Origin of the sequence: Rhizobium sp. P38BS-XIX, from assembly GCF_012641435.1 — a bacterium.
Lineage (GTDB): Bacteria > Pseudomonadota > Alphaproteobacteria > Rhizobiales > Rhizobiaceae > Rhizobium.
On the sequence record NZ_JABAIJ010000002.1, the window covers coordinates 346247 to 368466 of the forward strand.

A 22220-nucleotide genomic window follows, 5' to 3' on the forward strand; every position below is an offset into this window, starting at 1 on the left:
GAAAACTCGCGCAGTACCGCCGATGATGCCGACAGGCCTGCCGCCGTCAAGAACGAGGTACCTCAATTGCGAGTGGGCAGCCAAGCCGTCAACACAAAAGCGGCGCCCCGGCGCTGCTGGTCGCTTTGCGATCCTTGACGTGATTATTTCCTGCACGGCGGCACTGATCGTCTTTCACATAAAAGAGCTGATGATGGCCTGCGTACTCGAGTGCGAAATAGACGAGCTTCGTGCCGAGATGTATAACGCTATCGAACTTTTGGACGCCGCCAGATGGAAGCCAACTCGATCTGGCGCAGGCAGAATTGGCGCTGGCGGTCGCCGAGATGGATGAATTCCATCGACGCGGTTGCCCATTGTGAATAGCGGCCCAAACCCGTTGGGACGGTCACGAACTGTCGAAGGACTTCGGTCGAATTTATTTCATAGACATAAGCAATGGCGCGTCCCCAACCTGATGACGCCAGAAGGTTTCTCCCCTATCGCTCCTTGCGCATCATACAGTTGCCCTCATGCCTTTCGCTCCGCTCCTCCGGGACATTCGTCCTTTCCGGTTTGCTCTTCATACCCGCAGTGAAACGCAATCGTCACAAAACCCGTGATGTACCAGCTCGCAAAATACCGCAGCACCACCGGCAGGCGCCGTTCCATCCTTGCCAAGATTGTCCGTAACCCTGACATTCGCCGAGAGATTTTTTTATGATTCAGCGCTAAATCAATATTCGTGAAAATTTATGAAGTTTTTCTAAAAAAATGTGGTAGTCTACGTCCTTATTGGAAAATAATTATAACAAGGACTCAAAAATGAAAAATGCTGTTCTTAAGTATAGTCCCTTGCGTTTTACTCGGTTCCTCATCGAAACTTCCGTCCTCGCAGCTGTTACGAGTGCAGTTGTTAGCACAAGTCTCCACGCGTTCCGTATGGGGCTGTGAATATGGCACGATATTCAAAGCGGTTCGGTTGCCCTATCAAAGAGAAGACTCAAACCGTATTCAGGCCAATCACCACTGGCGATGTTGGTGGTCGAGTGGAAAAGGCTGCGCTTCTTAAGGCTTTGCGGATCGATGGGGACCGCCCCATTCATCGTGCTAGCAACTAGGATCGGAAAAAAATCCAATGGAGCGTTTACAGCGACTTTCCAAGGGCGCAATGCTACCTACCGATTTAGATAAGGTGCGAAAGGTCTTCAATACGGCCGTAAGCCAAACCTGGTTCGATGAGAACGAATATAGCAAAGAAGGTTTTGCGGCGCAGTTGATTGCATTGTTTCACTGCGGCATCGTTCGTTCCGAACAACTGACCAAAATTGGGTTATTGTTGGCCTTAAACGAGTTCAGCCGTGATATGTCCAGCATCCAGCGCTCCAAGCTAAAGGCGGCTTATGAATTTTCGCGCCCATCTGGCGCGGCAACCTAGTCGCTGAAGTTGGCGCCAATGAAGGACGAGCGCATCTCCTCGATGAAGAAGGTCGACCTCAGTCTGTGTCGTTTGTATCATAGCCGCTTGTGTCTTTGACAATGGTCAAATGAGAGCGCGGTTGCGACGTTGCGCTGTACATGCGCCGGAGCCGCCGAAAGGCTTCGGTTTTTCTAAACGAGCGATAGATGCCATCGTTATCGCTATCGATGTGCTCGAGTTGATGGCCGATCAAAACGATGGTCTCATTAAGGGTATCAATTTCCGATGCGAAATGATCGACGTAGAGCTGGGTGAGCTGGATAATCTGGCGAACTTCATCGGGGAATTTATGTCCACCACCTGGGGTGATTTTCACCAAACCGGATTCCAATTCGGACAGGTGGCGCTTCGCCTGCTCGATAAAAAATTCGAGTGCAGCGCGTTGGTCTTTTAAATCTTCTCTTAAGTCGTCCATTTTGATCTCCGGCTTTCGCGAGACCTTATGGGAAATCAGCTATTAGATCCATCGAAAGTAATGCAGCAGCGCCGATTTGCCGCCGATCGGCGTGCCAAGAGGTTCATTGTCGCGAATATTCAGGCAGCTGTCGCGGGGATACACTATCGTCTCGATCAATCACGCTCCGCCAATAGCAGATCGACGTTCTAGCAGTCCCTCAAGTGGCTCTGCTTGCAGTTGGCTACTCATCTTGATCTCCTTGATGGCATCGAGCCTATCGACAACAGCCGCAAGCCCAAGGCGCAGACACCCAAGTTCGAACGTTATTGCCGCAAGATCTCACCAATTGCCAATGCTGTCTTCGTTGGACTAGCTCTGCATAGTCAACGCGACGAATGCCTAGGTACAACTATCGCGAAGATCGAAATCTTCGATGCGCGCAATGTGCGACGGTGTGTTGGCGAGAAAAGCTAGCGAATTGCACTCATCGGAGCCGTCGATCTCATAGGTGTGGCTGAAATCGCAGTCGGCGATGCTGTTGACAATACCGGCTCGCTAGAACAACCAGAACGAGGCCGCGATAAGAGATAGCGCGGTTAGTGCCACAGCAATAACGGCGACAGCACTTTTCCATTCCGGTTCGATGTGAGGGAAATCCTCATTCACAGCCAACACCTTTCCAACCTCCGTAAGCGCTCGTTTGCGGGCATAAACGCTACAAGTATTCGAAAAGCTCCAGTGACCGAGAAAAATTCCCGTTACTATCACCTTCGCTTTTCGGAATTCTCGCCGGACCATCTGGTACAGCACTTTATGGATTCGGTGTACGGCGGATCAGGCGGCTCCTGCTTAACCCGCAGTGTCACGGGACGAAGAAATCTTCGTGATGTAAATATCCTTCAGCGACAGCCTTCCGGACCGAAAACAGCATCCACCTCATGATCATTGACATCGAGACAGCGCCGCTCGCGAGCGGCGCTGGTGACACGCCAGGCATCAGGCTTGCAAAAACTGCGCATGTCGACATAGGCACCAGACAGACGCGGGATCCGATTTCCATCCCTTTTGTTATCTGTCATTTGGCTTCTAAGTAAGACGGGCAATCGCATCGCTCAAGCTGGCGATCGCGATTTGTTCGTGAATGATCATGCCGTCAATATCGATAGATCCTTTGACCTCTTTCTTGCTCGTGGCTCGGATCTTCATTTCAAGCAGTTCGTCGAGATGAGCGATCTTCTCTTCTCTGATTTTGATGAGCTTTAAGCGAAAATCATCATTCATCGCAGGTCCTCCATTTGAGGTTAGCAACCGTGGTTTTACAACCCAGCTTCGCCCGGTTTTGTCTCTGTCAGCTTAAATTGTGCCCGCGACCCCGATACATGGTTGGAACACCGGCTACCTCATGGCATCGGGCGAGAGTTTCCAGCCACTCCGCCAATCCAGGCGGAACGTTGATATTCCCTGCCTCGAGCGCTTCCACCCAAGACAGGTCGCATTGCAGAGCGCTCGCCAGATTGATCGGCGTCCAGCGGATATGGAGAAGGCATTCGGAAAAGCGTTCCGGGGTCATGGATCCTCCGATACGACAAACAGCTTTTACGGTGCCAGATGGCGGCGCTAAGTCAAGCGGCCATGCGAAGCCAATCGTTCATTGCCGATTTGGAGGGAATGCGGTTATGCTCAATTGCCTTATTTTTTCCGCTTATGGCGCTTTGCGCCTCGGCCAACAGAGAGTATTCATCAAGGAACTTCAGCAACTCGCAGCTTTCACAAATCACCGGGATTGTCTCGCCCTTGAACTGCGCTAGCTTCGTATGAACAATCTTTGGTCTGGTCCGGCGTATCCAGGTTTAAAAGTTCGGGTGAAACCTTGGCTCATTGCTGATCCAGTCACAGTTAAATGCCCATGCACAAATTGCAGCGTCGCACGCGCGGCAGCTATCGCTGCGCGAGCATCGCCGTGATGCAAAGCAAGCGCGGCACCGACGGGATCAGGCTCTGGTTGATCCACGGTGACTAGCTCGACGCTCATGGCACACGTCTCCGTTTCGCCGGCTTATGCGGATATTGCAACTGGGAATTTCTGAAAACCTGGACCCAACAAGCCTCGTTCGTTCTCGTTATGCTCTTTCCTTGAATAGGGCCAGTCTCAAGCGATATTTTGCCGAGCGGTTCCCTTAAGCTCCGGGATCGCCGAATTAAAACATCTGAATACCTGCTTCTTCGAGAGCTGCCACGAATGCATCCCTCGCCTGTTCGGGATTGAGTTTTCCTGAACGCGCATCCTGTAAAGCAAGTTCGGCGGCCTCGAAGGCAGCGCCGTTTTTTGCCTTGGGCCACTCGTAAGACATATATTCTTCTGCCCGCGCAAGACTTATGATCATCACGCGCCTTCCAGGTCGCGTCGCCTCCACGGTTACAGGTTTAGTCCACCAAGCCCAAGTCATTGTACTATCCTCCAGGACCAAAAAAACACACGCGATCCTTGAAGGTTCCGGAAATATCTGGTGCAAAATGTCGTTAAGTTCTCAGGGGAAAAGGCGGGCTCGGCTCTTTGACTTCTCTGTTGAACTGCGGCGATGACAAAGGTTCCGCGTAAGTCATCCAAGCCCCTGCTCGCTGATCCCGACGCACCGCTCCGCAGCCGGCCGAGAAAAGCGCGCGATCCAAACCAGGCGCGATTGCCATTCGATCGCATGCCTGAGCGCATTGAACCCTGTCTTGCGCTGTTGGCGCCCAAGGTTCCCAAAGGCGACAACTGGACATACGAGATCAAGTGGGACGGATATCGGCTCGCGATCCACATCGAGCCGCACCGTGTGCGCTTGATCACGCGCGGCGGGCATGACTGGACACATCGCTTCCCTTCTATCGCAGCGGCCGCAAAGGCGCTTGGCGGCACCATGATCCTTGATGGCGAGGCCGTTGTCCTCGACGAGGAGGGCCGATCTGACTTCGGCGCGCTGCAGCAGGCTCTTGGCGGCCGAGGCGGCACGCGCGATGCTCCTGAGGCCATGTTCTTTGCCTTTGATCTCCTCTACTTCGATGGGCATGACCTGCGGCAGATGGACTTCGTCGATCGCCGGCGGCTGCTGGAAACGATCGTGGAACCACAGGGTGAGGGCGCGATCCGTCTGTCTGACACCATCGACGGCGATGGTGACGATCTGTTTCAGGCGGCTCGCGAGCACGGGCTCGAGGGTCTCATCGCCAAGAAGGCGGATGCGGCCTATCATTCCGGGCGCAGCGGTGATTGGGTCAAGGTCAAGTGCATAAAGAGCGACAGCTTCATGATCATCGGCTACGAGCCGTCGTCAGCCGCGCGCGGCGGACTCGGCCGGCTGCTCCTGGCCGCCTATAAAGGCGATGACCTGATCTATGTAGGCAGCGTCGGCACCGGTTTCAGCGAGCGGGAAGCGGCGCGCCTTCGGCGTGATCTCAATAAGCCGAAAACAACAAAGCCAGCTATCGCAGCAAGGGATCTGGGCGTCACATGGGTTCAGCCGACGCTTATTGTCGAGATCGACTACAGAGCCTGGACGCATGACGGCAATCTCAGACATGCGTCCTATAAAGGCCTTCGTGAGCAACAGGATAACGCAAACTCATTCGTGATCGTTTGATCCGTTGCGGTTGCTTAACACGGTGCGCGATTCAACCCGTGTCATTTTATCAGGCTTGTGAGGACTAACCTTCCAGCCAAGTTAGTTGAGCCGCGCAGCCGCGCTGATCGTGAACGGCGCCGACGTTCGCACGATCGAAAAAACCAAGCCGCCGATATCGCGTGAGTTCGTCATCTCGTATTCCTGCGACTGCGGCGTACGACGCTATTCGCCTCCTTGGCCTCGTGCCCTTCGCGACTGGTCCCGTGCGGGTCACGCCGGCGTCTCGAGGCAGATCGCAACCTGCCTGGATATCGCCTATGAGCATGTTTATGCCGGACGCTAGCTTCTGACGCAGGTGCCGTTCGAACCGGAACGCTGACACGAGATTGTCGTCATTCGCTATCGGAGCCTTTCGGATTTGCCAGATCACCGAAACAGAGGTGGGCGCGCCACCTCGAGAGGCATCATCGGGCAGTCGTAGCGGCTTGGCGATTCATCGCCATCCGCCCACGAATTGCAGCTGTCTGCGGGCTGGTCGAAACGGCAATTTCCGCGCTATTTGTGCGTTACGACTTGTCGACGACATGTGATCCTGGACAACCGCGACGACATGAAAGGCTGCGCATGGATTGGAACGACCTACGTTATTTTCTCACCGTCTCGCGCACGGCGAGCCTGACCCAAACCGCGTCGGAACTCAAGGTCAGTCAATCCACGGTTAGCCGACGCATCTTGGAGCTTGAGAAAAATCTCGGCGTAGCGCTCTTCCAACGCCACCAGACCGGCTATTTTCTGACGGATGAGGGGAGGGAGGTGCTTCGCCAAGCCGAGCGCGTCGAGGAAAGCATCCTGGCGCTGGAGCGCGGCGCGGCCGGCCTCGACAAGAATCCAAGTGGCGTCGTGCGGCTTGCGACATCGGAAAATCTAGCGACCGATCTCATCATCCCGGCGCTCCCGGCGTTCCGCGAGCGCTATCCCGGCATCTGTCTCGAAATCATCACCGGCACAGCTGCCGCCGAACTTAGTCGGCGCGAGGCGGATATAGCGCTGCGTGTCGTTCGACCGACGCGGGGCAATCTGACGGTCAGGGGTGTCGGCCATATGACCTATTCGGTTTATGGCAGCCGGGACTATCTCGACCGCCACCCTTATATCGAGGGAGAACCGCTGGGAGGCCGGCATTTCATCACTTGGGACGAAAGCCACGCCTTTATGCCGGCGGCGACCTGGTTGAAACGGGAGCATCCCGGATGCAGGATTGCCCTGGTCACCAGCAGTCTGCCTTCCCAGATTGTTGCCGTGCGGGCCGGTCTCGGCCTAGCCGTCATCCCCGATTTTCTGGCCGTCGGAAACGATCTTGTTCCCGTCATTCCATCCGATCAGATGTTCAGCAACAAGGTCTGGCTGGTCACCCATGCCGATCTTGTGGCCTCGGCCCGCGTGAGAGCTGTCGGGGGTTTTCTGGCAGATCAGGTTATGCGCATCAATCTCGATCTTTCCAGCAGCACCTCATCCGGCTGAAGGCCGGCCACAACGGAGGCGCACTCGAATCGACTTCGTCAATCAGGCTGGAACCCTGACCAGAGCCTGCAGGAGCCCTCGATGCGCGAGTAGGCGCTGACCTTCCCTTCGCCGACAGAGCAGATCGCCGCGATGTCGCTCGCGAAGGTCTTGCGCGACACGACGATGCGGTGGCTCAAATCGCCTGTCACGGCGGCCGTACTGCCATATTCGAAGCGTCGCTCGACCTCGGGCTTTAAGTTTCGAATTCAGGAAGATCCGCCGGTCGTCCAGCTCGATTCGTCGGAGGCGAGAACGAATGCCGACGGGCTCCCGTCGGCCGTGCCCAGGCGCCGGAGCGTTGTCTTCTCCGCCACCGCCTAGCCGAAATCGGACTTGACGAAGCCGACGGCCTGGACCCATCGGTGTAGAATAACCCGGCGCGATCGCATTGACGCGGACGTTGCGGGGCGCGGGCTAGCCGAAGACGTTCAGCACCATCTTGCGCCGGTTTTGCTCGACAGAACTTTTTGATTTTCCAGAAGTCGTAAACGGCGCAGTTGTTGACAAGCACATCGATGGAGCCGCAATCGCGGTTCGCTTCGGGAAAGAACCCTTCCACCTGTGCCGGATCGCTCCTGTCTGCCTCAACGGCAATAGCCTTGCCGCCGTTTGCGTCGATATCCGTCAGCAGATGGTCGGCAGCTTTCTTGCTGGCGGCGTATTGACCACTACCAAGGCGTGGTCGGCTTTAAAACCTTTCGCAACCGATGCGCCCTGGCCCTTTGAGGCGCCGGCGACGACGGCGCCCTTCTTTTTCAATCGGGCTGTCATAATCCTTATGCTGTTGGCTTGGTTGTCGTTATTTGCGTCCTCCCGCCTGTCGATTAAGACGTGTGAGATGTTTTGCTGGCCCAAAGATCGACGTCGCCCATGCGGTCGGCGCCCTGCGTGGCGAGCATCCAGCCCGGATATTCCGGCGGCAGCTCGCTAACGGCGTCGAGCCTGGCGATTTCGTCCTCAGTAAGGGCAATATCCACTGCGGCGATATTGTCCTCCAGCTGGCTCAGCCGCTTCGCACCGACGATGATGGATGTGACGACCGGCTTGGACAGGAGCCATGCGAGCGCGATGCGGGCTGGGCTGCAGCCGTGGGCTTCTGCAATTGGCTTTAGCACGTCGATCACGTTCCAAGCACGCTCCTTGTCGACAACAGGGAAATCGAAAGAGGAGCGGCGTGAACCCTCAGGCGACTGGTTTTCCCGGCTGAACTTGCCCGACAGAAGGCCGCCGGCAAGTGGGCTCCAGACGAGAAGGCCCATCTTTTCAGCCTCGAGAAGCGGCCGCAATTCGCGCTCCAGGTCGCGTCCGGCGACCGAGTAATAGGCCTGGAGCGTCGTGAAGCGCTCCAAGTTGAGCCGGGCGGAGACGCCGAGCGCTGTTGCAATGCGCCAGGCTTGCCAGTTGGACACGCCGACATAGCGAACCTTGCCTTGTCGTACCAGATCATCCAGCGCCCTCAGCGTTTCCTCGACCGGCGTCAGGATATCGGTAGCATGGACCTGGTAGAGATCGATGTGATCGGTCTGGAGTCGCTTGAGGCTAGCTTCAACGGCATCCATAATGTGTCCACGCGACGCGCCGACATCGTTTCGCCCTCGCCCCATCCGGCTATAGACCTTCGTGGCCAGCACGATCTCGTTTCTTGAGACGCCGAGATTTTTGAAGGATTGGCCGAGCGTGCGCTCGCTGGCACCGGCAGAATAGACATCGGCGGTATCGAAGAAATTGATCCCAGCGTCGATGCTGGCTTTGACCAGTTCATCGGCGCCGCTCTGGCCGACATCGCCGATATGTTCGTAGATGCCTTTGCCGTCGCTGAAGGTCATGGTCCCCAAGCAAAGCTGAGAAACGAGCAGACCGGTATTGCCGAGAGGTTTGTACTTCATTTTACTCTCCATGAGACGCGTTGCTACGTTCGGCGCTAAGTGTCCGTCCGCGTCGGTTGCGAATTGTGAGGTGCAGGGCTCTCTGAGCGCCCCGCAGAAATCAGGCCGCGTTGCTTCTGTCGAGCGCGCCGAAAGCTCGTTGATGTGCAGCGGGCCCGTGAATCCTGTACCGCTTGAGATCTTCTCATTAGCGTGCAAGGAAAATTCGTTTCCAGACATGAGCCACCCAGTCACGTTCTCGGTGCTGAACTTCGACATCGTTTCGTGCAAGTGTATCCAGAAAGGCCTTGGCGACGATCTCTTGCCGATTTTCAGCCATGGCATGTTTGCTTCCTGGGTAGTGACGTCACAACACCTGAATTAGGCCCTGCCTTGCTAAATAAAATGGCAAAAAATAATCAACTGTTTTCTAAATTTGGAAAACTGGAAGGGCGCCCGAGCGTAACGGCCCATGCAGCGGGTCGGCCACCGACCAATCTGCTGCTGGTTCGGCAAATTGTGTAAGAGGAAGATCGGCGTTCGGTGTGCTCTTAGGAGATCGATGCGGGGGCTCGCTACGGACCACCGATCGTCAGTAGCGGGCCGCTGAAGCTGGGAGCCGATATCCGCGGCTTCGCTTCTGTCGGAGAAGACCAAGGAAGGCTGCGACCGCATCTTGTTCTCCGGCGAAATGCTGAACTTTCATCTGGCCGTACGCTCCGATCCGGCCCCACCGGCGTGTCAGACAGACCTCGCCGAACAGATCAAGGTCGATCGTCATGGCGTAGAAGCGAGCCATGTTCCGGGCTTTGTCTGTTCGTTCGACGTAGAGCTGATAGGGTTGAATGAGCATGGTAGCATAATCGCTGGACAGTCAATTCTCGTCCAACGAGAGATATGAATCGATTGCGCTCGACCGATTCATTTCTGTGAAGTTTCGGCACCACCTTGGACAATCCGCCTGCGGCGTTCAGCTCTATTCGGCGGCGGTCGATGACCTCAGTCTTCGCTCATGTGGGTCACAATCTTCCTGCACACGCCAGGGGCCATCGGTGCAAACAGACGCCGATCAGTATCCGAGGAAGCCGAGGATATCACCGCCGTAGAACTCTCCGCAGTCGTCGGGCAGACCAATGACTTCTCCACTATCCTTGTCGATCAACGCGCCGTCGGCTTCGCGTACCACAGCCGTGATCGCGTGCTTGCGACATTCCTCGATCGCCTCGGCCGCCGTTACCTGCGCTTCGGATGCTTCCCAATATCTCATCGCTGCGTCCTCGATCTATCGCAGGACCGCTTCGTGCGTGCCGGCAGAGCTTTTGTGAAATCGGTTTGCACCGACACAGCCCTTCATGTCGTTACGGCGGAACCAGATGGCGCGCCCGCATCGAAGCGGTGCGTTGCCCGCGGTGAAGACGATCTGTTCGTCGGCGCGCATCCGCAGAACTTCATGCGGGAGGATCAACGGCCGGCGGTTGAGCTGCTTCGATCGCGACCTCGACGATCCCCTGATTCCGGACGAGCGATTGGTGTGATCGACCTCGACCGTCGTATCGCCACATCTCTTCGAGATGTAGTCGGCTGTATCCGGATCATTGATCACCGAAAAAGAAATCCACGATGCGGATTCGAACCATTTGCTCGTCGCGTCACGGCCGCCATAGGCCTCGCGCATCTGGCCGAGCGACTGGAAGATCATCGTCAGCGTGATGCCGTATTTGCGGCCGGCGTCCCGGGCAGTTTCGAGGATGCGCAGATAGCCGAGCCGTGCCACTTCGTCGAGCAGGAAAAGGGTCCGATCCCTAACGGCGCCGTTGCGGTTATAGATCGCGTTCAATAGCGAACCGATGACGACGCGCGCGAAACCTGGATGCGCTTCCAATACCTTCAGGTCGAGCGCTATGAAGATGTCGGTCTCGCCGTTAGCAAGATCGTCGGTCGAAAAACTGTCGCCGGAGACCAGACTGGAATAGTTAGGATAGGAGAGCCAGTGGGTTTCCTTGACCGCGTTGGCATAGACACCGGAAAACGTCTCCGACGTCATGTTGACGAAGACGGCGACGTTTTCCTTTACGAACTCGGACCTTGATTCCTCATAGATCTTCGTCAGGCGCGCCCTAAGTTTGGGTTCGGGCTCGGACAGATTGGCGCGGACCCGGCGCAACGTCTGTTCCTTTTCGCCTGTATGACCAGACAGGCAGACGTCAGCGATCAAAGCCGTCAGGAGCTGCATCGCCGAGGCCCTGAAGAAGTCGTCGCGGGCGGAGGCGGTGCGCGCATTGTCGGTCATGATCCATGTGGCGACCGCCACAATATCCTCTTCCTTGCTATTGCCGTGACGGCCGATCCAGTCGAGCGCATTGAAGCCGACATCAGGCGCTGTCGGATCGAGCACAATTACTGTCCGGCCAGCCTGGCGTCGGTGCTCGCTCACCATCGGCGCCACCTCTCTCGACGGATCCAGCACAACCAGCCCGCCGCCCCATTTGAGCGCCGTCGGGATCGTCACGGCGGTCGTCTTGAGGCCACCGGAGCCGGCGAAGACGATGCCATGCGAAGAGCCGAAAGAACCGTCGAAGCAAAGCAGCGATGACCTGCCTCCGGCACCCCAGCTTTGCGGTTCGTCAGCGCGAAACTGCATGGTGGCAACACTATCGCGATCGACGCGGTATCGCTCGCCGATGACGATGCCGCCCTGCTCGGGAAAAAGCTTTGCAGCCTCCTGCATCTTCATCCAGTCGGCCTCGCCATGGATCGCGCGCCGACCACCAATCCGCTTCGGTGGTGCCATCGCGAAGGCAGCATTCCCCTTGATCAAAACCCGCAAAGCGAAGACGCTTCCGAGGACGGCAATGCCTGCGCCGGTCATCGTTGCCGGATCGGCATAGACGAGAACCGACTGTCGCGCTGGCACATTGCTCGCGATGCCAGCAAGGCGGATGGTTTCGCGTAAAATGGCTGTCGCGGCGACCAAAGCACCTCCGACCATCACGCTCGAACCGGCAACCTTGATATTCTTCGAACCATTGGCGGCGTAGAGCAATACAACACCGATCGCGGCGGCAACGATATAGGGCAGGGCGATGCCGACGCGGCCCAGCATCAGCTTCACCTGCGCCGATGTTCCGAGCGCTGCCAAGCGCTGCTCCATGCCTGACGTCAGGATCATGGCTGCGATCATGATTGCCGTGGGTAAGATCGCCAGAAGCAGCCTATTCGCCGTCATTGCCGAAGGCCTCCGCTCCGATTGCGACCAATCGGGTTTTCTCCGTCTCGTCGCCCTTGATCCGCCTGCTGGCGTCGATCAGCAACCCGAGCAGCAGAGAACGCTTCTCGTAGCGCAGCCCTGCCTTGACGATCAGGCCGCCGAGTTCGATTTTCTCGCGCGTGTCCTTTTTGCGCGCATGTGATGTCATCGCCTTGGCCATCCGCTCAAGCCTCACCAGTCCCGCTCGCATCTGCGCCAGGCGACTGTGTCGCGGACGTCCGGCTTGCGGCTCGGCTGTCTGGAGCGTCCTTCCTTCCGGTCGCAGCACCTTTGCCTCCGCGAAACCGCATGGCGATCTCCTCGAACGCTGCGTGAAGCTCGATTTCGTCGATCTCGATCTCGCCAATGCCGGCCTTCAGCGCGATCCGGCCGAGGCGTTCCGCTTCACGGGTCTCGGCCTGCTTCAGCTGATCCTGCAATCTTGCGATTTCGTCTCTGATCCGCGACGACGGCTTCTTCATTCCGGTTGCTCCTTTGGGCGTCTGGGCGTTGCACTTGCGACGCCCAGGTTGTTCCGGATGCGCTGAAAAAGACATCTGCAGATCTGCAGATCGCCAGGGGCGATGCTTTTGTGAATGATCCCGCCGTTCCGAAGGAGCGGCTCCAAGGGCGCAATTATACGTCGCGATGCGACGTGCTTGCCGACCGCCCTGGCGGGGCCACAGCGGGTTTGCCTCTTCCGACGAACTTGGTTCTAAACGGGAGTCATTCGCGCCGTGGCCATTGCCCATTTCTCAGCCAGCATTGTCAGCCGCGGGTGCGGCCGCAGCGTCGTGCTGTCTGCGGCCTATCGGCACTGCGCGAAAATGGAATACGAGCGCGAGGCCCGCACCATCGACTACACGCGCAAGCAAGGTCTTTTGCACGAGGAGTTTTCATTCCCTGCCGATGCCCCAAATTGGGTGCACAGCCTAATTGCCGATCGATCTGTTTCCGGTGCTGTCGAGGCCTTCTGGAACAAGGTCGAAGCGTTCGAGAAACGTGCCGACGCGCAGCTTGCCCGCGACCTCACCATTGCACTGCCGTTTGAGCTGCCAGCGGAGCAGAACATCGCTCTGGTTCGGGACTTTGTCGAAAGGCATATCCTGGCGAAGGGCATGGTCGCCGACTGGGTTTACCACGACAACCCCGGCAATCCGCATATCCACCTGATGACGACATTGCGGCCGCTCTCCAACGACGGGTTCGGGTCGAAAAAAGTTGCGGTGATTGGCGACGACGGTCAGCCGGTGCGAACGAAATCCGGCAAGATCCTTTACGAACTCTGGGCCGGGTCGCCAGATGACTTCAACGTATTGCGCGATGGCTGGTTCGAGCGGCTGAACCATCATCTGGCGCTCGGCGGTGTCGATTTGCGCATTGATGGACGGTCCTATGAGAAGCAGGGTATCGATCTCCAACCCACCATCCATCTTGGCGTCGGGGCAAAGGCGATCGAGCGCAAGGCGGAGCAACAAGGTGTCCGCCCGCAATTGGAACGGATCGAGTTGAACGAGCAGCGGCGCTCGGAAAACACCCGCCGGATCCTGCGCAATCCCGCCATCGTGCTCGACCTGATCACGCGGGAAAAGAGCGTCTTCAACGAACACGATATCGCCAAGGTCCTGCATCGCTATGTCGACGATGCCGGCATTTTTCAGCAGCTGATGCTGAAAATCATCCTGGACCCGGAGGTGCTGCGGCTGCAGCGCGATACGATTGATTTTGAGACAGGAGAAAAGGTACCGCCGCGTTATTCGACGCGGGCGATGATCCGGCTGGAAGCGATGATGGCCCGGCAGGCCATGTGGCTATCGAATCGAGAGGGAAGGGGTGTTTCCCAATCCGCTCTCGGTGCCACGTTCAGGCGGCACGAGCAGCTCTCCGACGAGCAGAAAGCGGCGATCGAGCGTATTGCCGGACCGGCCCGTATCGCCGCGGTCGTCGGGCGCGCCGGCGCCGGTAAGACTACGATGATGAAGGCGGCCCGTGAAGCCTGGCAATTGGCGGGATATCGTGTCGTCGGCGGTGCACTTTCGGGCAAGGCGGCCGAGGGCCTGGAGAGGGAAGCCGGCATCCAGAGCCGGACGCTGGCGTCATGGGAGCTGCGTTGGAACCGCGGTCGTGATGGTCTGGACGATAAGACGATCTTCGTCATGGACGAGGCCGGCATGCTTGCTTCGAAACAGATGGCTGGTTTCCTCGATGCGGTGGTGAGAGCAGGTGCGAAGATCGTGCTTGTCGGCGATCCCGAACAGCTTCAGCCCATCGAGGCGGGCGCTGCTTTCCGCGCCATCGTCGATCGCATCGGTTACGCCAAACTCGAAACCATCTATCGCCAGCGCGAGGATTGGATGCGCAAGGCGTCGCTCGATCTCGCACGCGGCAATGTCGAGAAGGCGCTCGTTGCCTATCAGAGCGAGGGCAGGGTACTCGGCTCGAAGCTGAAAGCTCAGGCTGTCGAACATCTGATTGCGGACTGGGACCGGGATTACGATCAGACGAAGACGACCTTGATCCTCGCTCATCTTCGCCGCGACGTGCACATGCTCAATGTCATGGCTCGAGACAGACTCGTTGAACGCGGGATCGTCGGCGAAGGCCACCTCTTCAAGACGGCCGACGGTGCCAGGCAGTTCGACGCCGGCGACCAGATCGTCTTCCTGAAGAATGAGGGATCGCTCGGCGTCAAGAATGGCATGATCGGACATGTCGTAGAGGCAGCAGCAAACCGCATCGTCGCAACGGTGGGCGACGGCGATCAGCGCCACCTGGTGATCGTCGAGCAGCGGCTCTACAACAACCTTGATCACGGCTATGCCACGACGATTCACAAGTCCCAGGGGGCCACCGTCGATAGGGTCAAACTGCTCGCTTCCCTGTCGATGGATCGGCATCTGAGCTACGTGGCGATGACGCGCCATCGTGAGGACCTGCAGCTCTATTACGGGACGAGATCCTTCTCCTTCAACGGAGGTCTGGCGACGATTCTTTCCCGAAAGAATGCCAAGGAGACGACGCTCGATTACGAACGCGGCCAGCTCTATCGCGAGGCGTTGCGGTTTGCCGAGGCGCGTGGCCTGTCTATTGTTCAGGTCGCTCGTACGCTTGTACGCGACCGGCTCCACTGGACGTTGCGCCAAAAGGCCAAGCTTACTGAGCTAGGCCAGCGCCTTTCTGTCTTTGCCGCGCGCCTCGGCTTCACCCAAATCCCCGACACTCAAACGATGAAGGAGGCCGCGCCGATGGTCGCAGGCATCAAGACATTCTCAGGCTCTGTTGCTGATACGGTCGGTGACAAGCTTGTCAGCGATCCCGTCCTGAAACGGCAATGGGAGGAGATCTCGGCACGTTTTGCTAACGTCTTCACCAATCCGGAGACCGCCTTCCGCGCGATGAACTTCGATGCGATTTTGGCAGACAGGGACATTGCGAAACAAATCCTGCAGAAACTCGAGGGGGAACCGACATCGATCGGCCCGCTAAAGGGCAACACAGGCATACTCGCCAACAAGTCGGAGCGCGAGGCGCGCCGTCTCGCTGAGTTGAATGTCCCAGCCCTGAAGCGGGATCTTGAGCAATATCTGCGCATGCGCGAAACGGTCTCTCAAAGGCTGCAAACGGACGAGCGGGCCTCACGTCAGCGGGTTTCTATCGATATTCCGGCGCTCTCGTCGGCAGCGCGGCTTGTGCTGGATCGGGTGCGTGACGCAATTGACCGAAACGACCTGCCGGCGGCGATGGTTTATGCGCTTGGCAATCGCGAGACGAAGCTCGAAATCGAAGGCTTCAACAAGGCGGTGACCGAACGCTTCGGCGAGCGGACGTTGTTGAGCAAGGCTGCCCGTGAGCCCTCCGGAAAATTGTACGAAGAGCTTTCCAAGGGCATGAAGCCGGAACAGAAGGTGGAGCTCAAACAAGCCTGGCCGGTGATGCGGGCAGCGCAGCAGCTCTCCGCCCATGAGCGTACCGTCCAATCGCTTAGTCAAGCCGAAGAACAGCGTCTTACCCAGCGCCAGGCGCCGGTGCAAAAACAATGACGCGGCGATCGGTTCTCCTGTTTTTGACCGGCGCTGTCGTCTTCATGTCCGCACTGGCGGTGACTGGGTTCACGTGCGGCTACCGGCTGAACCTGACTCCAAGCGAGCCGCTCGGCCTCTGGCGTATCGAGAAGCTTCAGCGTCCGGTCGCTATCGGCGATCTTGTGTTTTTATGCCCGCCCACCACAGCCGTTTTCGAAGAGGCGCGGCGGCGCGGATACATGCGTCGAGGGCTGTGCCCAGGTGGGTTCGCACCGCTGATCAAGACTGTCGCCGCACTTCCTGGACAGCATGTCAACATCACCGATCACGTGCTCATCGATGGTCGTACGGTTCCCGCATCGTCGGTGTCGAGAAGGGACGGCGAGGGCAGGGTGCTCCTGCCTGATCCCGGCGGGGTCGTACCGCCACATCATCTGTTTCTCCATTCACCTTTTGCGAGTTCCTATGATAGTCGATATTTTGGCTCAGTTCCGGATTCCGGTCTTCTCGGCCTGGCGCGGCCGATCTTCACCTTCGCCCCGTGATCGCGGTGACGGTCACCTGACTGGTCGCTGGAGATCAATACTTCTGATCGCCGCATCGATCCTCTGTGGCTGGATCGCCTGGAGCGGGGAGGTGCTTCTCCTTCCGGTCGCCGTGTTCTTTCCTTTGTTCTGGGCAATCGCCCCATCACGCCCGATTGCGGCACTTGTTGCGGCTGGCTACTTCCTGGCGGCCTCCCGCGGGTTGCCCCAAGGTGTGGCAAACTTCTATGCCACTGATATCTGGCCCGGGCTGCTGCTTTGGCTGATGGCTTCCGCATCCTTCGTCATCGTCCATGCAGTGTTTTGGACGAAACCTTATGGCGAACAAGCTTGCGGGAGAAAGGATGCGACGAGGGCGCTACGCTACCTTATCGTGATCGTGCTTATGGCGCTGCCACCCTTCGGTATTACTGGGTGGGCGCATCCCCTGACAGCTGCCGGAGTTTTGTTTCCCGGCTGGGGATGGGGTGGACTGAGCGCGACCGTGATCCTGTTGGTCGTCATGACAGGTCGAAAACGGCAAATCGCGGCCGCAATCCTCGTAGGACTTTATGTCTGGTCCGCCACGAACTGGACGTCTCCGAAACTAGCACCCGGCTGGATGGCCGTCGATCTGAAGCAAGGGGGAAACCTTGGGCGCGATGGCTCGCTGGCCTATCAACGTGATCTGATTGATACGGTGCGCAAGGCGGCCGAAGCGCGCGAAGATGTTCGTGTGGCGGTATTGCCCGAAAGTGCGCTCGGCTTCTGGACACCGACCGTGGCGCGGGTCTGGCGGGAAGGCCTCCGTGGCTCAAACCTCACCGTCATCGCAGGCGCCGCAGTCATCGACTCAAGGGGCTATGACAATGTCATGGTTGCACTTTCGGCCGACGCGACAGAGGTTCTTTATCGCGAGCGCATGCCGGTCCCAGGTTCGATGTGGCAGCCCTGGTTGCGATGGACCGGGAAGGGCGGCGGGGCGCGGGCCAAGTTCTTCGGCAATCCGGTGGCTGAGGTTAACGGGATAAGGATCGCGCCGTCGATCTGCTACGAGCAGCTCATCGTCTGGCCGGTCCTGCAATCGTTGCTGCATTCGCCTGAAGTGATCGTTGCCGTCGGCAATGGATGGTGGACGCAAAATACCTCGATCGTCGCCATCCAGAAAGCAAGTGTCTCAGCCTGGGCAAGGCTCTTCGGCCTGCCCGTCGTCATGTCATTCAACACATAGGAGTATCCAAAATGCTCGATGCCGTCCTTATCCGTCAGTGCGCCGATCCTTCTCTGAAGGCTGCTATCGTCGAAGAGTTCATCGCGAAGGCCGGGTCGAATGATCCGTTGGCCATTACCGTGCGCTCCGGCAACCGCGTGGTACTCGTGCCGAAGCCGACAACGCAGGCGGAGGCTCTGGCGCTGATACGCGACAATCTCGGTCGCAATACCGTTCGCGTAGGTATCACCCAGTATCCCGCAGGTCTCGGCATCATCGAGGCAGGTCAGTTGAAGCCGGATATGGTCGAGGCCTGCCAGAATATCCGGATGGGAACGGCCCTGTTTGCCAAAGTCTTGCGCATCGTAATGAAATGGTATGGCAATCCCACTGCGAACGAAGTCATGCCACAAATTATGGATGATGCGGTCATTGCCTGGCAGACGGGATTTTTCGAAGGAGTGGCCGTGTTTCGCGCGGAGGATCCTGGCGAGATAAAAGTCGCGGAGCCGAAGCAAGATGAACCTGACATCGAGGCGGCCACGGCTGCTCGTGCGCAGCCAAACCAGCAAGAGAGCGTGGAGGCTGCGAAATCCAATGATGCAAGCGATCCCAATAGAGCGGGGACACGCATCGATCTCTCCGAAATTGGGGGATCCAGCGGAGTTTCCGGCACGTCACAAAGAAAACCGTGATCGTCCTAACGTGATTGGCGCGCGCAATGGCGTGCGCCGGTTTGTCGGTCGTGCGCAAAGCCGTAAAACAGATAGATCTCTCGAAGGAAAGATATGGAAAATCGACAACTGCAGCCATTGTCATGGTCGTTGGCGATGTTGCGACGTGTGGGAAGCGGAGCGGATTTAAATGATGCCATAGCTCACATTCGTGACCACTACCAATTTGCTCATCTGGTCTTTTTGGTGGTCCGTCTCGCGGAGCGACCAGACGTCTATCCCTTCTATTGCACGACCTATCCAGACGAATGGGTCTCACTTTATCTTCGAAAGAACTATTTCGAGATCGACCCTGTCATTGACCTCGGCCAATCAGGCTTCTTGCCCGTCGATTGGTCGAATCTTGATCGAAGATCTCCGGAGACACGCCGCTTTTTTAAGGAGGCCGATTCGTTTGGCATCGGCCGGCACGGCCTAACGATGCCGATTAGAGGATCGAGTGGCGAACGTAGCCTCTTCTCGGTAACGTCGGGCTTGCCGACGCGAGAGTGGCGAAAATTACGTATGTCGAGCAAGCACGACCTTCAGGTTCTTTCCCATTATTTACACGAGACGGCGTTGTCCGTGTCAGGCCTTCGCAAAAGTGGCGGCTACCGAAAACTGTCGCGGCGGGAACAGGAATGCCTGCAGCTTCTGGCGCGGGGCCTCGTTTCGAAGCGCATCGCCGCCAGACTGCAGATTTCGGAGAATGCCGTGCGTCTCTACCTAAAGCTGGCCAAACGGAAACTCGATGCCAGGACGCTCTATCAGGCCATCGCAAAGGCAAGCTTCCTTGAAATAATCCAGCCCTGAGCCTGCGCGAGACGGCCTCCCCCCGACGCTTCGATCATCGTTTGAGCAGACCAGAATTGAGGGTCAATCTCCCAATACCGGTAGATTGCCTCCACGCTTGTGAGCAATCAATTCTACACAATCGCCGGTAGCTCACATGGATGCTCGACAGTGGGCGATCGGCGGACCGGTGGCGCCTGTTTCGAACTTGGATCAGGTCGGCACCCATCATTCGGGTTCAAACGAGGATCGCATCATGGTGGACAGCAAGACAATGGATGCCTGGCGGAAGGCTCCCCGTCTCAATTCGTTCGCAACATTCTTTGAACAAACCGCAAGCGGAGTGGGAGGCGCGCCCGATCTAGGTAGGCCGGAGCCTGAAATGGATCTTCTATCCTTCGATCTCGATTGTATGACATTCTGTGATACGCACCGGCGCTTGTGGGGGCATTTCGACAGTCACTATTTTGCGAGCATCCCCTATCGACTGGAGGAGGAGTGCCGTTTGGGTGCCGCGATCCTCACCTTCGCGGAGAAAACATGGGCCCGCCTCGGCCGTCCTGCGACGGTCTACACTCTGGGAGCCGGTGCCGGCACACTTGCAAGAGCCCTGGCGAAGCTCGGCGATGGGCGCGTGAAAACCCTCAACTGCAGCCCGACAGACGGCAACCGGATCTGCTTTTTCGCCAGAAGGGGCAGTGAGGACGCGTACTTCTATCATGGTCCATTCTTCGAACTGGACGATGAACGGTATGAGAGGGAGGAAACGCTGCAGCCTTTCCGTGACGGATATGACGTCCTGCTCGAAGATACGACGTTCCAGATGTATGGCCGGGACCGAGACAAGCAAATCGGGTTCATAGCCCCTCGGCTCCGTCCCAATGGCGTGTTGGTTCAGGTGCAAAAGCTTAGAGATCGAAACGGCGACGCCTATTTTGAACGAGAGCGCCAGAAGGACGAGATGTTCAAATCGCGGTTCTTTTCCGGAAGACAGATTTTGGAGAAGAGACGTGATGTTCTGGATACGATGATCGACTTCCAGGTTGATCTGGAGACATCACGATCGGCTCTCCAATCGTACTTCCGGTATTCCGTCGTGACTTGGAATAGCGGAAATTTCTACACGATCGTTTCATCCAATTCCCTGAATTCGTTACATGATCTTGTCACGTCGATGGTGAGGCCGGCGATCCCGTCGGAATTTTGCTACGAACAACTGCCGCACATCCTCGTGAACCATGAGAAAAATCCCATGCAAGCAGGCTGGGCTTGGCGGTCGCCGCAGCCAATCGGCGGGGAAGTGTGAGCAGTACCCCTCATGCGGAAGTGGCGACGATGAGTAATGAGCCGGGTGGCGCTTACGATCAAGTTGCGGCGGAGCAGGTAAGGCGGACCTTGTCTTGTCTTATGCCCGACCTCGCCTCGTCCTGGGCACGTCCGCTCGCGGACTACGCATTTACCGTCTATAAGGCGAGCGCCCGCGGTCGATGCGCCGTCCGCGACGACGCGATGGTTCGGTTTCAAGTCTTTCTCAAGCGCATCGCCTTGAGGTCAGGTGCCGATCAGGATGATGCAGAACATGCAAGCCGGCAAATTGCGGCCTCACCGGTCATGCAAACCGGCCCTCACTGCCACTTGCTGATCGAGCCCGATGCTTTCTACACACACCTGTTTAGCGCGCTCGGCCTGACCGCACATGATCGCCGATGGCACATCTGCTACAGTTCTTCGACCGTCAAGTTCATCGAAAAGTCGAAAAAAGGTCCAGGGTGGCTTTCTCTTGGGGGCGAGGTGCTGAACGTTTTCGGCCTGTCTCGATGCCGGATGGATCCATACAGCATTTGTGGCTTCAACGGGCCTTATCGCTTTAGGCTGGCGGGTCCAGGTGGCAGTGGGTTGGCCAATCCCGCTGCTGTCTGGCTCAAGGCCATTTTGCCGGACACGGACTTTCCGTCGGCCGCCGATGCGATCAAAGCGGCCAATCAGTCTTTGTGGCGAAGATCGTTTCCGCCATCTCTTCGGCTGCTGCAATTCGACGATATCGATGTTGCCGATCTTGTGGCGGAACATTTCGAAGACCCCGCATCCTGGCTGTCGTCCCGTTTTGCCGGCGACGGCGTGTTCGCGCAAAGCATGCTGCTGGCGCTGGATCGGCTGAATAGCGGACCGTGGGCAGGATGGGTACGCCGAACGACCGATTTTTTCTGGGGCCTGGAGGATGGTAGGCTATTTCCCCTGCGTTTGCAGGAGGGCGTCCTTTCAGGCGGGTCGCCTTCAGTTCGCGACGTGCGGTTTGATCCGGAAAGCATCGCGGTATCGCTGCGCCAGCGCAAATTGGTGCCGAATTTGCTTGTGACGTTTCTCGTGACGTCGATCCTGCCTGGCGTTCGTGTTCTCGGTGGATGCCGGCAGGCCGTCTATTATCCCCTCATGCGGTACCTTGTTGCTGCTGCCCTCGATCCGTCAAGCGATCGGGAACTTCTTGACGCGCTTCGTACCGACGAGCGGCCCGGAATGTGGGGGCACCGGGTCCTGCGCCTAGCGAACGGCTCACCGTTCTTGGAGATTGAGGAAAACGGATCTGCGCTAGAGATAGCGAACAGATATGGCGCCCGGTCTCTGGAGGATACCGCCGGCGATCTTGCCAGTTTCACTAATGATCCGATTTGGGCAGAACTGTCGGCGCATATCAGGGCCGGACGAATTCAACCTGCTTCCGCAGAGTGGCAATGGGCATAGTTCAGCTGATGGAGCCGTGGATTGGAAGGCTGCACAGAGATTCCTCGGATCGCGGCGAATAGCTCGTTGGTCTCCGCAACTCTC

Annotated in this window: 23 protein-coding genes; 10 read left to right on the top strand and 13 right to left on the bottom strand. The window is 57.6% G+C overall.

Features of this window, described 5'->3' with window-relative positions; genetic code table 11:
- Window positions 1-1117: 1117 nt before the first annotated feature.
- Complete coding sequence (locus tag HGP17_RS10740; protein ID WP_168808690.1) at window positions 1118-1417, top strand: hypothetical protein; 300 nt, start codon at window positions 1118-1120, stop codon at window positions 1415-1417.
- Between the two features lie 58 nt (window positions 1418-1475).
- On the opposite strand, the gene HGP17_RS10745 is transcribed toward HGP17_RS10740, so the two are convergent.
- The 4 genes from HGP17_RS10745 to HGP17_RS10760 form a co-directional block, all read right to left on the bottom strand.
- Window positions 1476-1874: a hypothetical protein gene (locus tag HGP17_RS10745; protein WP_168808692.1), complete on the bottom strand. Its 399-nt coding sequence runs from the start codon at window positions 1872-1874 to the stop codon at window positions 1476-1478.
- 1068 nt (window positions 1875-2942) lie between these two features.
- On the bottom strand, window positions 2943-3137 hold the full coding sequence (locus HGP17_RS10750) for a hypothetical protein (RefSeq protein ID WP_168808694.1): 195 nt from the start codon (window positions 3135-3137) through the stop codon (window positions 2943-2945).
- Window positions 3138-3204: 67 nt separating this feature from the next.
- Window positions 3205-3426 (bottom strand): hypothetical protein, encoded by a 222-nt coding sequence (locus HGP17_RS10755; RefSeq protein ID WP_168808696.1) that lies wholly within the window; start codon window positions 3424-3426, stop codon window positions 3205-3207.
- 628 nt (window positions 3427-4054) lie between these two features.
- Entirely contained in the window at window positions 4055-4303 is a 249-nt protein-coding gene (locus HGP17_RS10760) for a DUF982 domain-containing protein (protein WP_168808698.1), read from the bottom strand.
- Between the two features lie 132 nt (window positions 4304-4435).
- Here HGP17_RS10760 and ligD point away from each other — a divergent pair, with 132 nt between their 5' ends.
- Window positions 4436-5479, top strand: a complete 1044-nt coding sequence (gene ligD, locus HGP17_RS10765; protein ID WP_168808700.1) for a non-homologous end-joining DNA ligase — start codon at window positions 4436-4438, stop codon at window positions 5477-5479.
- 606 nt (window positions 5480-6085) lie between these two features.
- Complete coding sequence (locus tag HGP17_RS10770) at window positions 6086-6982, top strand: LysR family transcriptional regulator (RefSeq protein ID WP_168808702.1); 897 nt, start codon at window positions 6086-6088, stop codon at window positions 6980-6982.
- Between the two features lie 38 nt (window positions 6983-7020).
- Here HGP17_RS10770 and HGP17_RS10775 read toward each other — a convergent pair whose 3' ends face one another.
- The 9 genes from HGP17_RS10775 to traC all read right to left on the bottom strand — a co-directional run bounded on the left by HGP17_RS10775 (window position 7021) and on the right by traC (window position 12618).
- The gene (locus HGP17_RS10775) at window positions 7021-7173 is read right to left on the bottom strand and encodes a hypothetical protein (RefSeq protein ID WP_168808704.1); all 153 of its coding nucleotides are present in this window, start codon (window positions 7171-7173) and stop codon (window positions 7021-7023) included.
- A 44-nt stretch (window positions 7174-7217) separates the two neighbouring features.
- The gene (locus HGP17_RS10780) at window positions 7218-7655 is read right to left on the bottom strand and encodes a hypothetical protein (RefSeq protein WP_348648924.1); all 438 of its coding nucleotides are present in this window, start codon (window positions 7653-7655) and stop codon (window positions 7218-7220) included.
- Window positions 7649-7783, bottom strand: coding sequence for a hypothetical protein (locus tag HGP17_RS33915; RefSeq protein WP_281412754.1), 135 nt, complete (start codon window positions 7781-7783; stop codon window positions 7649-7651). Before HGP17_RS33915 ends, HGP17_RS10780 begins: the two co-directional genes overlap by 7 nt.
- A 65-nt stretch (window positions 7784-7848) precedes the next feature.
- Entirely contained in the window at window positions 7849-8910 is a 1062-nt protein-coding gene (locus HGP17_RS10785) for an aldo/keto reductase (RefSeq protein WP_168808706.1), read from the bottom strand.
- Window positions 8911-9481: 571 nt separating this feature from the next.
- Complete coding sequence (locus HGP17_RS10790) at window positions 9482-9742, bottom strand: WGR domain-containing protein (RefSeq protein ID WP_168808708.1); 261 nt, start codon at window positions 9740-9742, stop codon at window positions 9482-9484.
- 216 nt (window positions 9743-9958) lie between these two features.
- Entirely contained in the window at window positions 9959-10156 is a 198-nt protein-coding gene (locus HGP17_RS10795; RefSeq protein WP_168808710.1) for a hypothetical protein, read from the bottom strand.
- 15 nt (window positions 10157-10171) lie between these two features.
- Window positions 10172-12115: a Ti-type conjugative transfer system protein TraG gene (gene traG, locus HGP17_RS10800; RefSeq protein ID WP_168808712.1), complete on the bottom strand. Its 1944-nt coding sequence runs from the start codon at window positions 12113-12115 to the stop codon at window positions 10172-10174.
- The gene (locus tag HGP17_RS10805) at window positions 12102-12317 is read right to left on the bottom strand and encodes a type IV conjugative transfer system coupling protein TraD (RefSeq protein ID WP_168808714.1); all 216 of its coding nucleotides are present in this window, start codon (window positions 12315-12317) and stop codon (window positions 12102-12104) included. Before HGP17_RS10805 ends, traG begins: the two co-directional genes overlap by 14 nt.
- Window positions 12318-12321: 4 nt before the next feature.
- Entirely contained in the window at window positions 12322-12618 is a 297-nt protein-coding gene (gene traC / locus HGP17_RS10810) for a conjugal transfer protein TraC (RefSeq protein ID WP_168808716.1), read from the bottom strand.
- A 255-nt stretch (window positions 12619-12873) separates the two neighbouring features.
- Here traC and traA point away from each other — a divergent pair, with 255 nt between their 5' ends.
- The 7 genes from traA to HGP17_RS10845 all read left to right on the top strand — a co-directional run bounded on the left by traA (window position 12874) and on the right by HGP17_RS10845 (window position 22136).
- Window positions 12874-16176: a Ti-type conjugative transfer relaxase TraA gene (gene traA / locus HGP17_RS10815; protein ID WP_168808718.1), complete on the top strand. Its 3303-nt coding sequence runs from the start codon at window positions 12874-12876 to the stop codon at window positions 16174-16176.
- On the top strand, window positions 16173-16703 hold the full coding sequence (traF, locus tag HGP17_RS10820; RefSeq protein WP_168808720.1) for a conjugative transfer signal peptidase TraF: 531 nt from the start codon (window positions 16173-16175) through the stop codon (window positions 16701-16703). The genes traA and traF overlap by 4 nt, the downstream gene beginning before the upstream one ends.
- The gene (locus tag HGP17_RS10825; RefSeq protein ID WP_168808722.1) at window positions 16624-17913 is read left to right on the top strand and encodes a conjugal transfer protein TraB; all 1290 of its coding nucleotides are present in this window, start codon (window positions 16624-16626) and stop codon (window positions 17911-17913) included. The genes traF and HGP17_RS10825 overlap by 80 nt, the downstream gene beginning before the upstream one ends.
- An 11-nt stretch (window positions 17914-17924) precedes the next feature.
- On the top strand, window positions 17925-18587 hold the full coding sequence (locus HGP17_RS10830) for a TraH family protein (protein ID WP_168808724.1): 663 nt from the start codon (window positions 17925-17927) through the stop codon (window positions 18585-18587).
- A gap of 93 nt (window positions 18588-18680) precedes the next feature.
- Window positions 18681-19418, top strand: a complete 738-nt coding sequence (locus HGP17_RS10835) for a LuxR family transcriptional regulator (RefSeq protein ID WP_168808726.1) — start codon at window positions 18681-18683, stop codon at window positions 19416-19418.
- A 235-nt stretch (window positions 19419-19653) separates the two neighbouring features.
- Window positions 19654-20703: a class I SAM-dependent methyltransferase gene (locus tag HGP17_RS10840; protein ID WP_168809126.1), complete on the top strand. Its 1050-nt coding sequence runs from the start codon at window positions 19654-19656 to the stop codon at window positions 20701-20703.
- Window positions 20667-22136 (top strand): hypothetical protein, encoded by a 1470-nt coding sequence (locus HGP17_RS10845; RefSeq protein WP_348648912.1) that lies wholly within the window; start codon window positions 20667-20669, stop codon window positions 22134-22136. The genes HGP17_RS10840 and HGP17_RS10845 overlap by 37 nt, the downstream gene beginning before the upstream one ends.
- The last annotated feature ends 84 nt before the right edge of the window (window positions 22137-22220 follow it).

What these genes read in the sequence shown, in the direction of transcription:
- HGP17_RS10740 (WP_168808690.1), top strand. Translation starts at nt 1,118, where the DNA reads ATGGAGCGTTTACAGCGACTTTCCAAGGGCGCAATGCTACCTACCGAT.
- HGP17_RS10745 (WP_168808692.1), bottom strand. Translation starts at nt 1,874, where the DNA reads ATGGACGACTTAAGAGAAGATTTAAAAGACCAACGCGCTGCACTCGAA.
- HGP17_RS10750 (WP_168808694.1), bottom strand. Translation starts at nt 3,137, where the DNA reads ATGAATGATGATTTTCGCTTAAAGCTCATCAAAATCAGAGAAGAGAAG.
- HGP17_RS10755 (WP_168808696.1), bottom strand. Translation starts at nt 3,426, where the DNA reads ATGACCCCGGAACGCTTTTCCGAATGCCTTCTCCATATCCGCTGGACG.
- HGP17_RS10760 (WP_168808698.1), bottom strand. Translation starts at nt 4,303, where the DNA reads ATGACTTGGGCTTGGTGGACTAAACCTGTAACCGTGGAGGCGACGCGA.
- ligD (WP_168808700.1), top strand. Translation starts at nt 4,436, where the DNA reads ATGACAAAGGTTCCGCGTAAGTCATCCAAGCCCCTGCTCGCTGATCCC.
- HGP17_RS10770 (WP_168808702.1), top strand. Translation starts at nt 6,086, where the DNA reads ATGGATTGGAACGACCTACGTTATTTTCTCACCGTCTCGCGCACGGCG.
- HGP17_RS10785 (WP_168808706.1), bottom strand. Translation starts at nt 8,910, where the DNA reads ATGAAGTACAAACCTCTCGGCAATACCGGTCTGCTCGTTTCTCAGCTT.
- HGP17_RS10790 (WP_168808708.1), bottom strand. Translation starts at nt 9,742, where the DNA reads ATGCTCATTCAACCCTATCAGCTCTACGTCGAACGAACAGACAAAGCC.
- HGP17_RS10795 (WP_168808710.1), bottom strand. Translation starts at nt 10,156, where the DNA reads ATGAGATATTGGGAAGCATCCGAAGCGCAGGTAACGGCGGCCGAGGCG.
- traG (WP_168808712.1), bottom strand. Translation starts at nt 12,115, where the DNA reads ATGACGGCGAATAGGCTGCTTCTGGCGATCTTACCCACGGCAATCATG.
- HGP17_RS10805 (WP_168808714.1), bottom strand. Translation starts at nt 12,317, where the DNA reads ATGGCCAAGGCGATGACATCACATGCGCGCAAAAAGGACACGCGCGAG.
- traC (WP_168808716.1), bottom strand. Translation starts at nt 12,618, where the DNA reads ATGAAGAAGCCGTCGTCGCGGATCAGAGACGAAATCGCAAGATTGCAG.
- traF (WP_168808720.1), top strand. Translation starts at nt 16,173, where the DNA reads ATGACGCGGCGATCGGTTCTCCTGTTTTTGACCGGCGCTGTCGTCTTC.
- HGP17_RS10825 (WP_168808722.1), top strand. Translation starts at nt 16,624, where the DNA reads ATGATAGTCGATATTTTGGCTCAGTTCCGGATTCCGGTCTTCTCGGCC.
- HGP17_RS10830 (WP_168808724.1), top strand. Translation starts at nt 17,925, where the DNA reads ATGCTCGATGCCGTCCTTATCCGTCAGTGCGCCGATCCTTCTCTGAAG.
- HGP17_RS10835 (WP_168808726.1), top strand. Translation starts at nt 18,681, where the DNA reads ATGGAAAATCGACAACTGCAGCCATTGTCATGGTCGTTGGCGATGTTG.
- HGP17_RS10840 (WP_168809126.1), top strand. Translation starts at nt 19,654, where the DNA reads ATGGTGGACAGCAAGACAATGGATGCCTGGCGGAAGGCTCCCCGTCTC.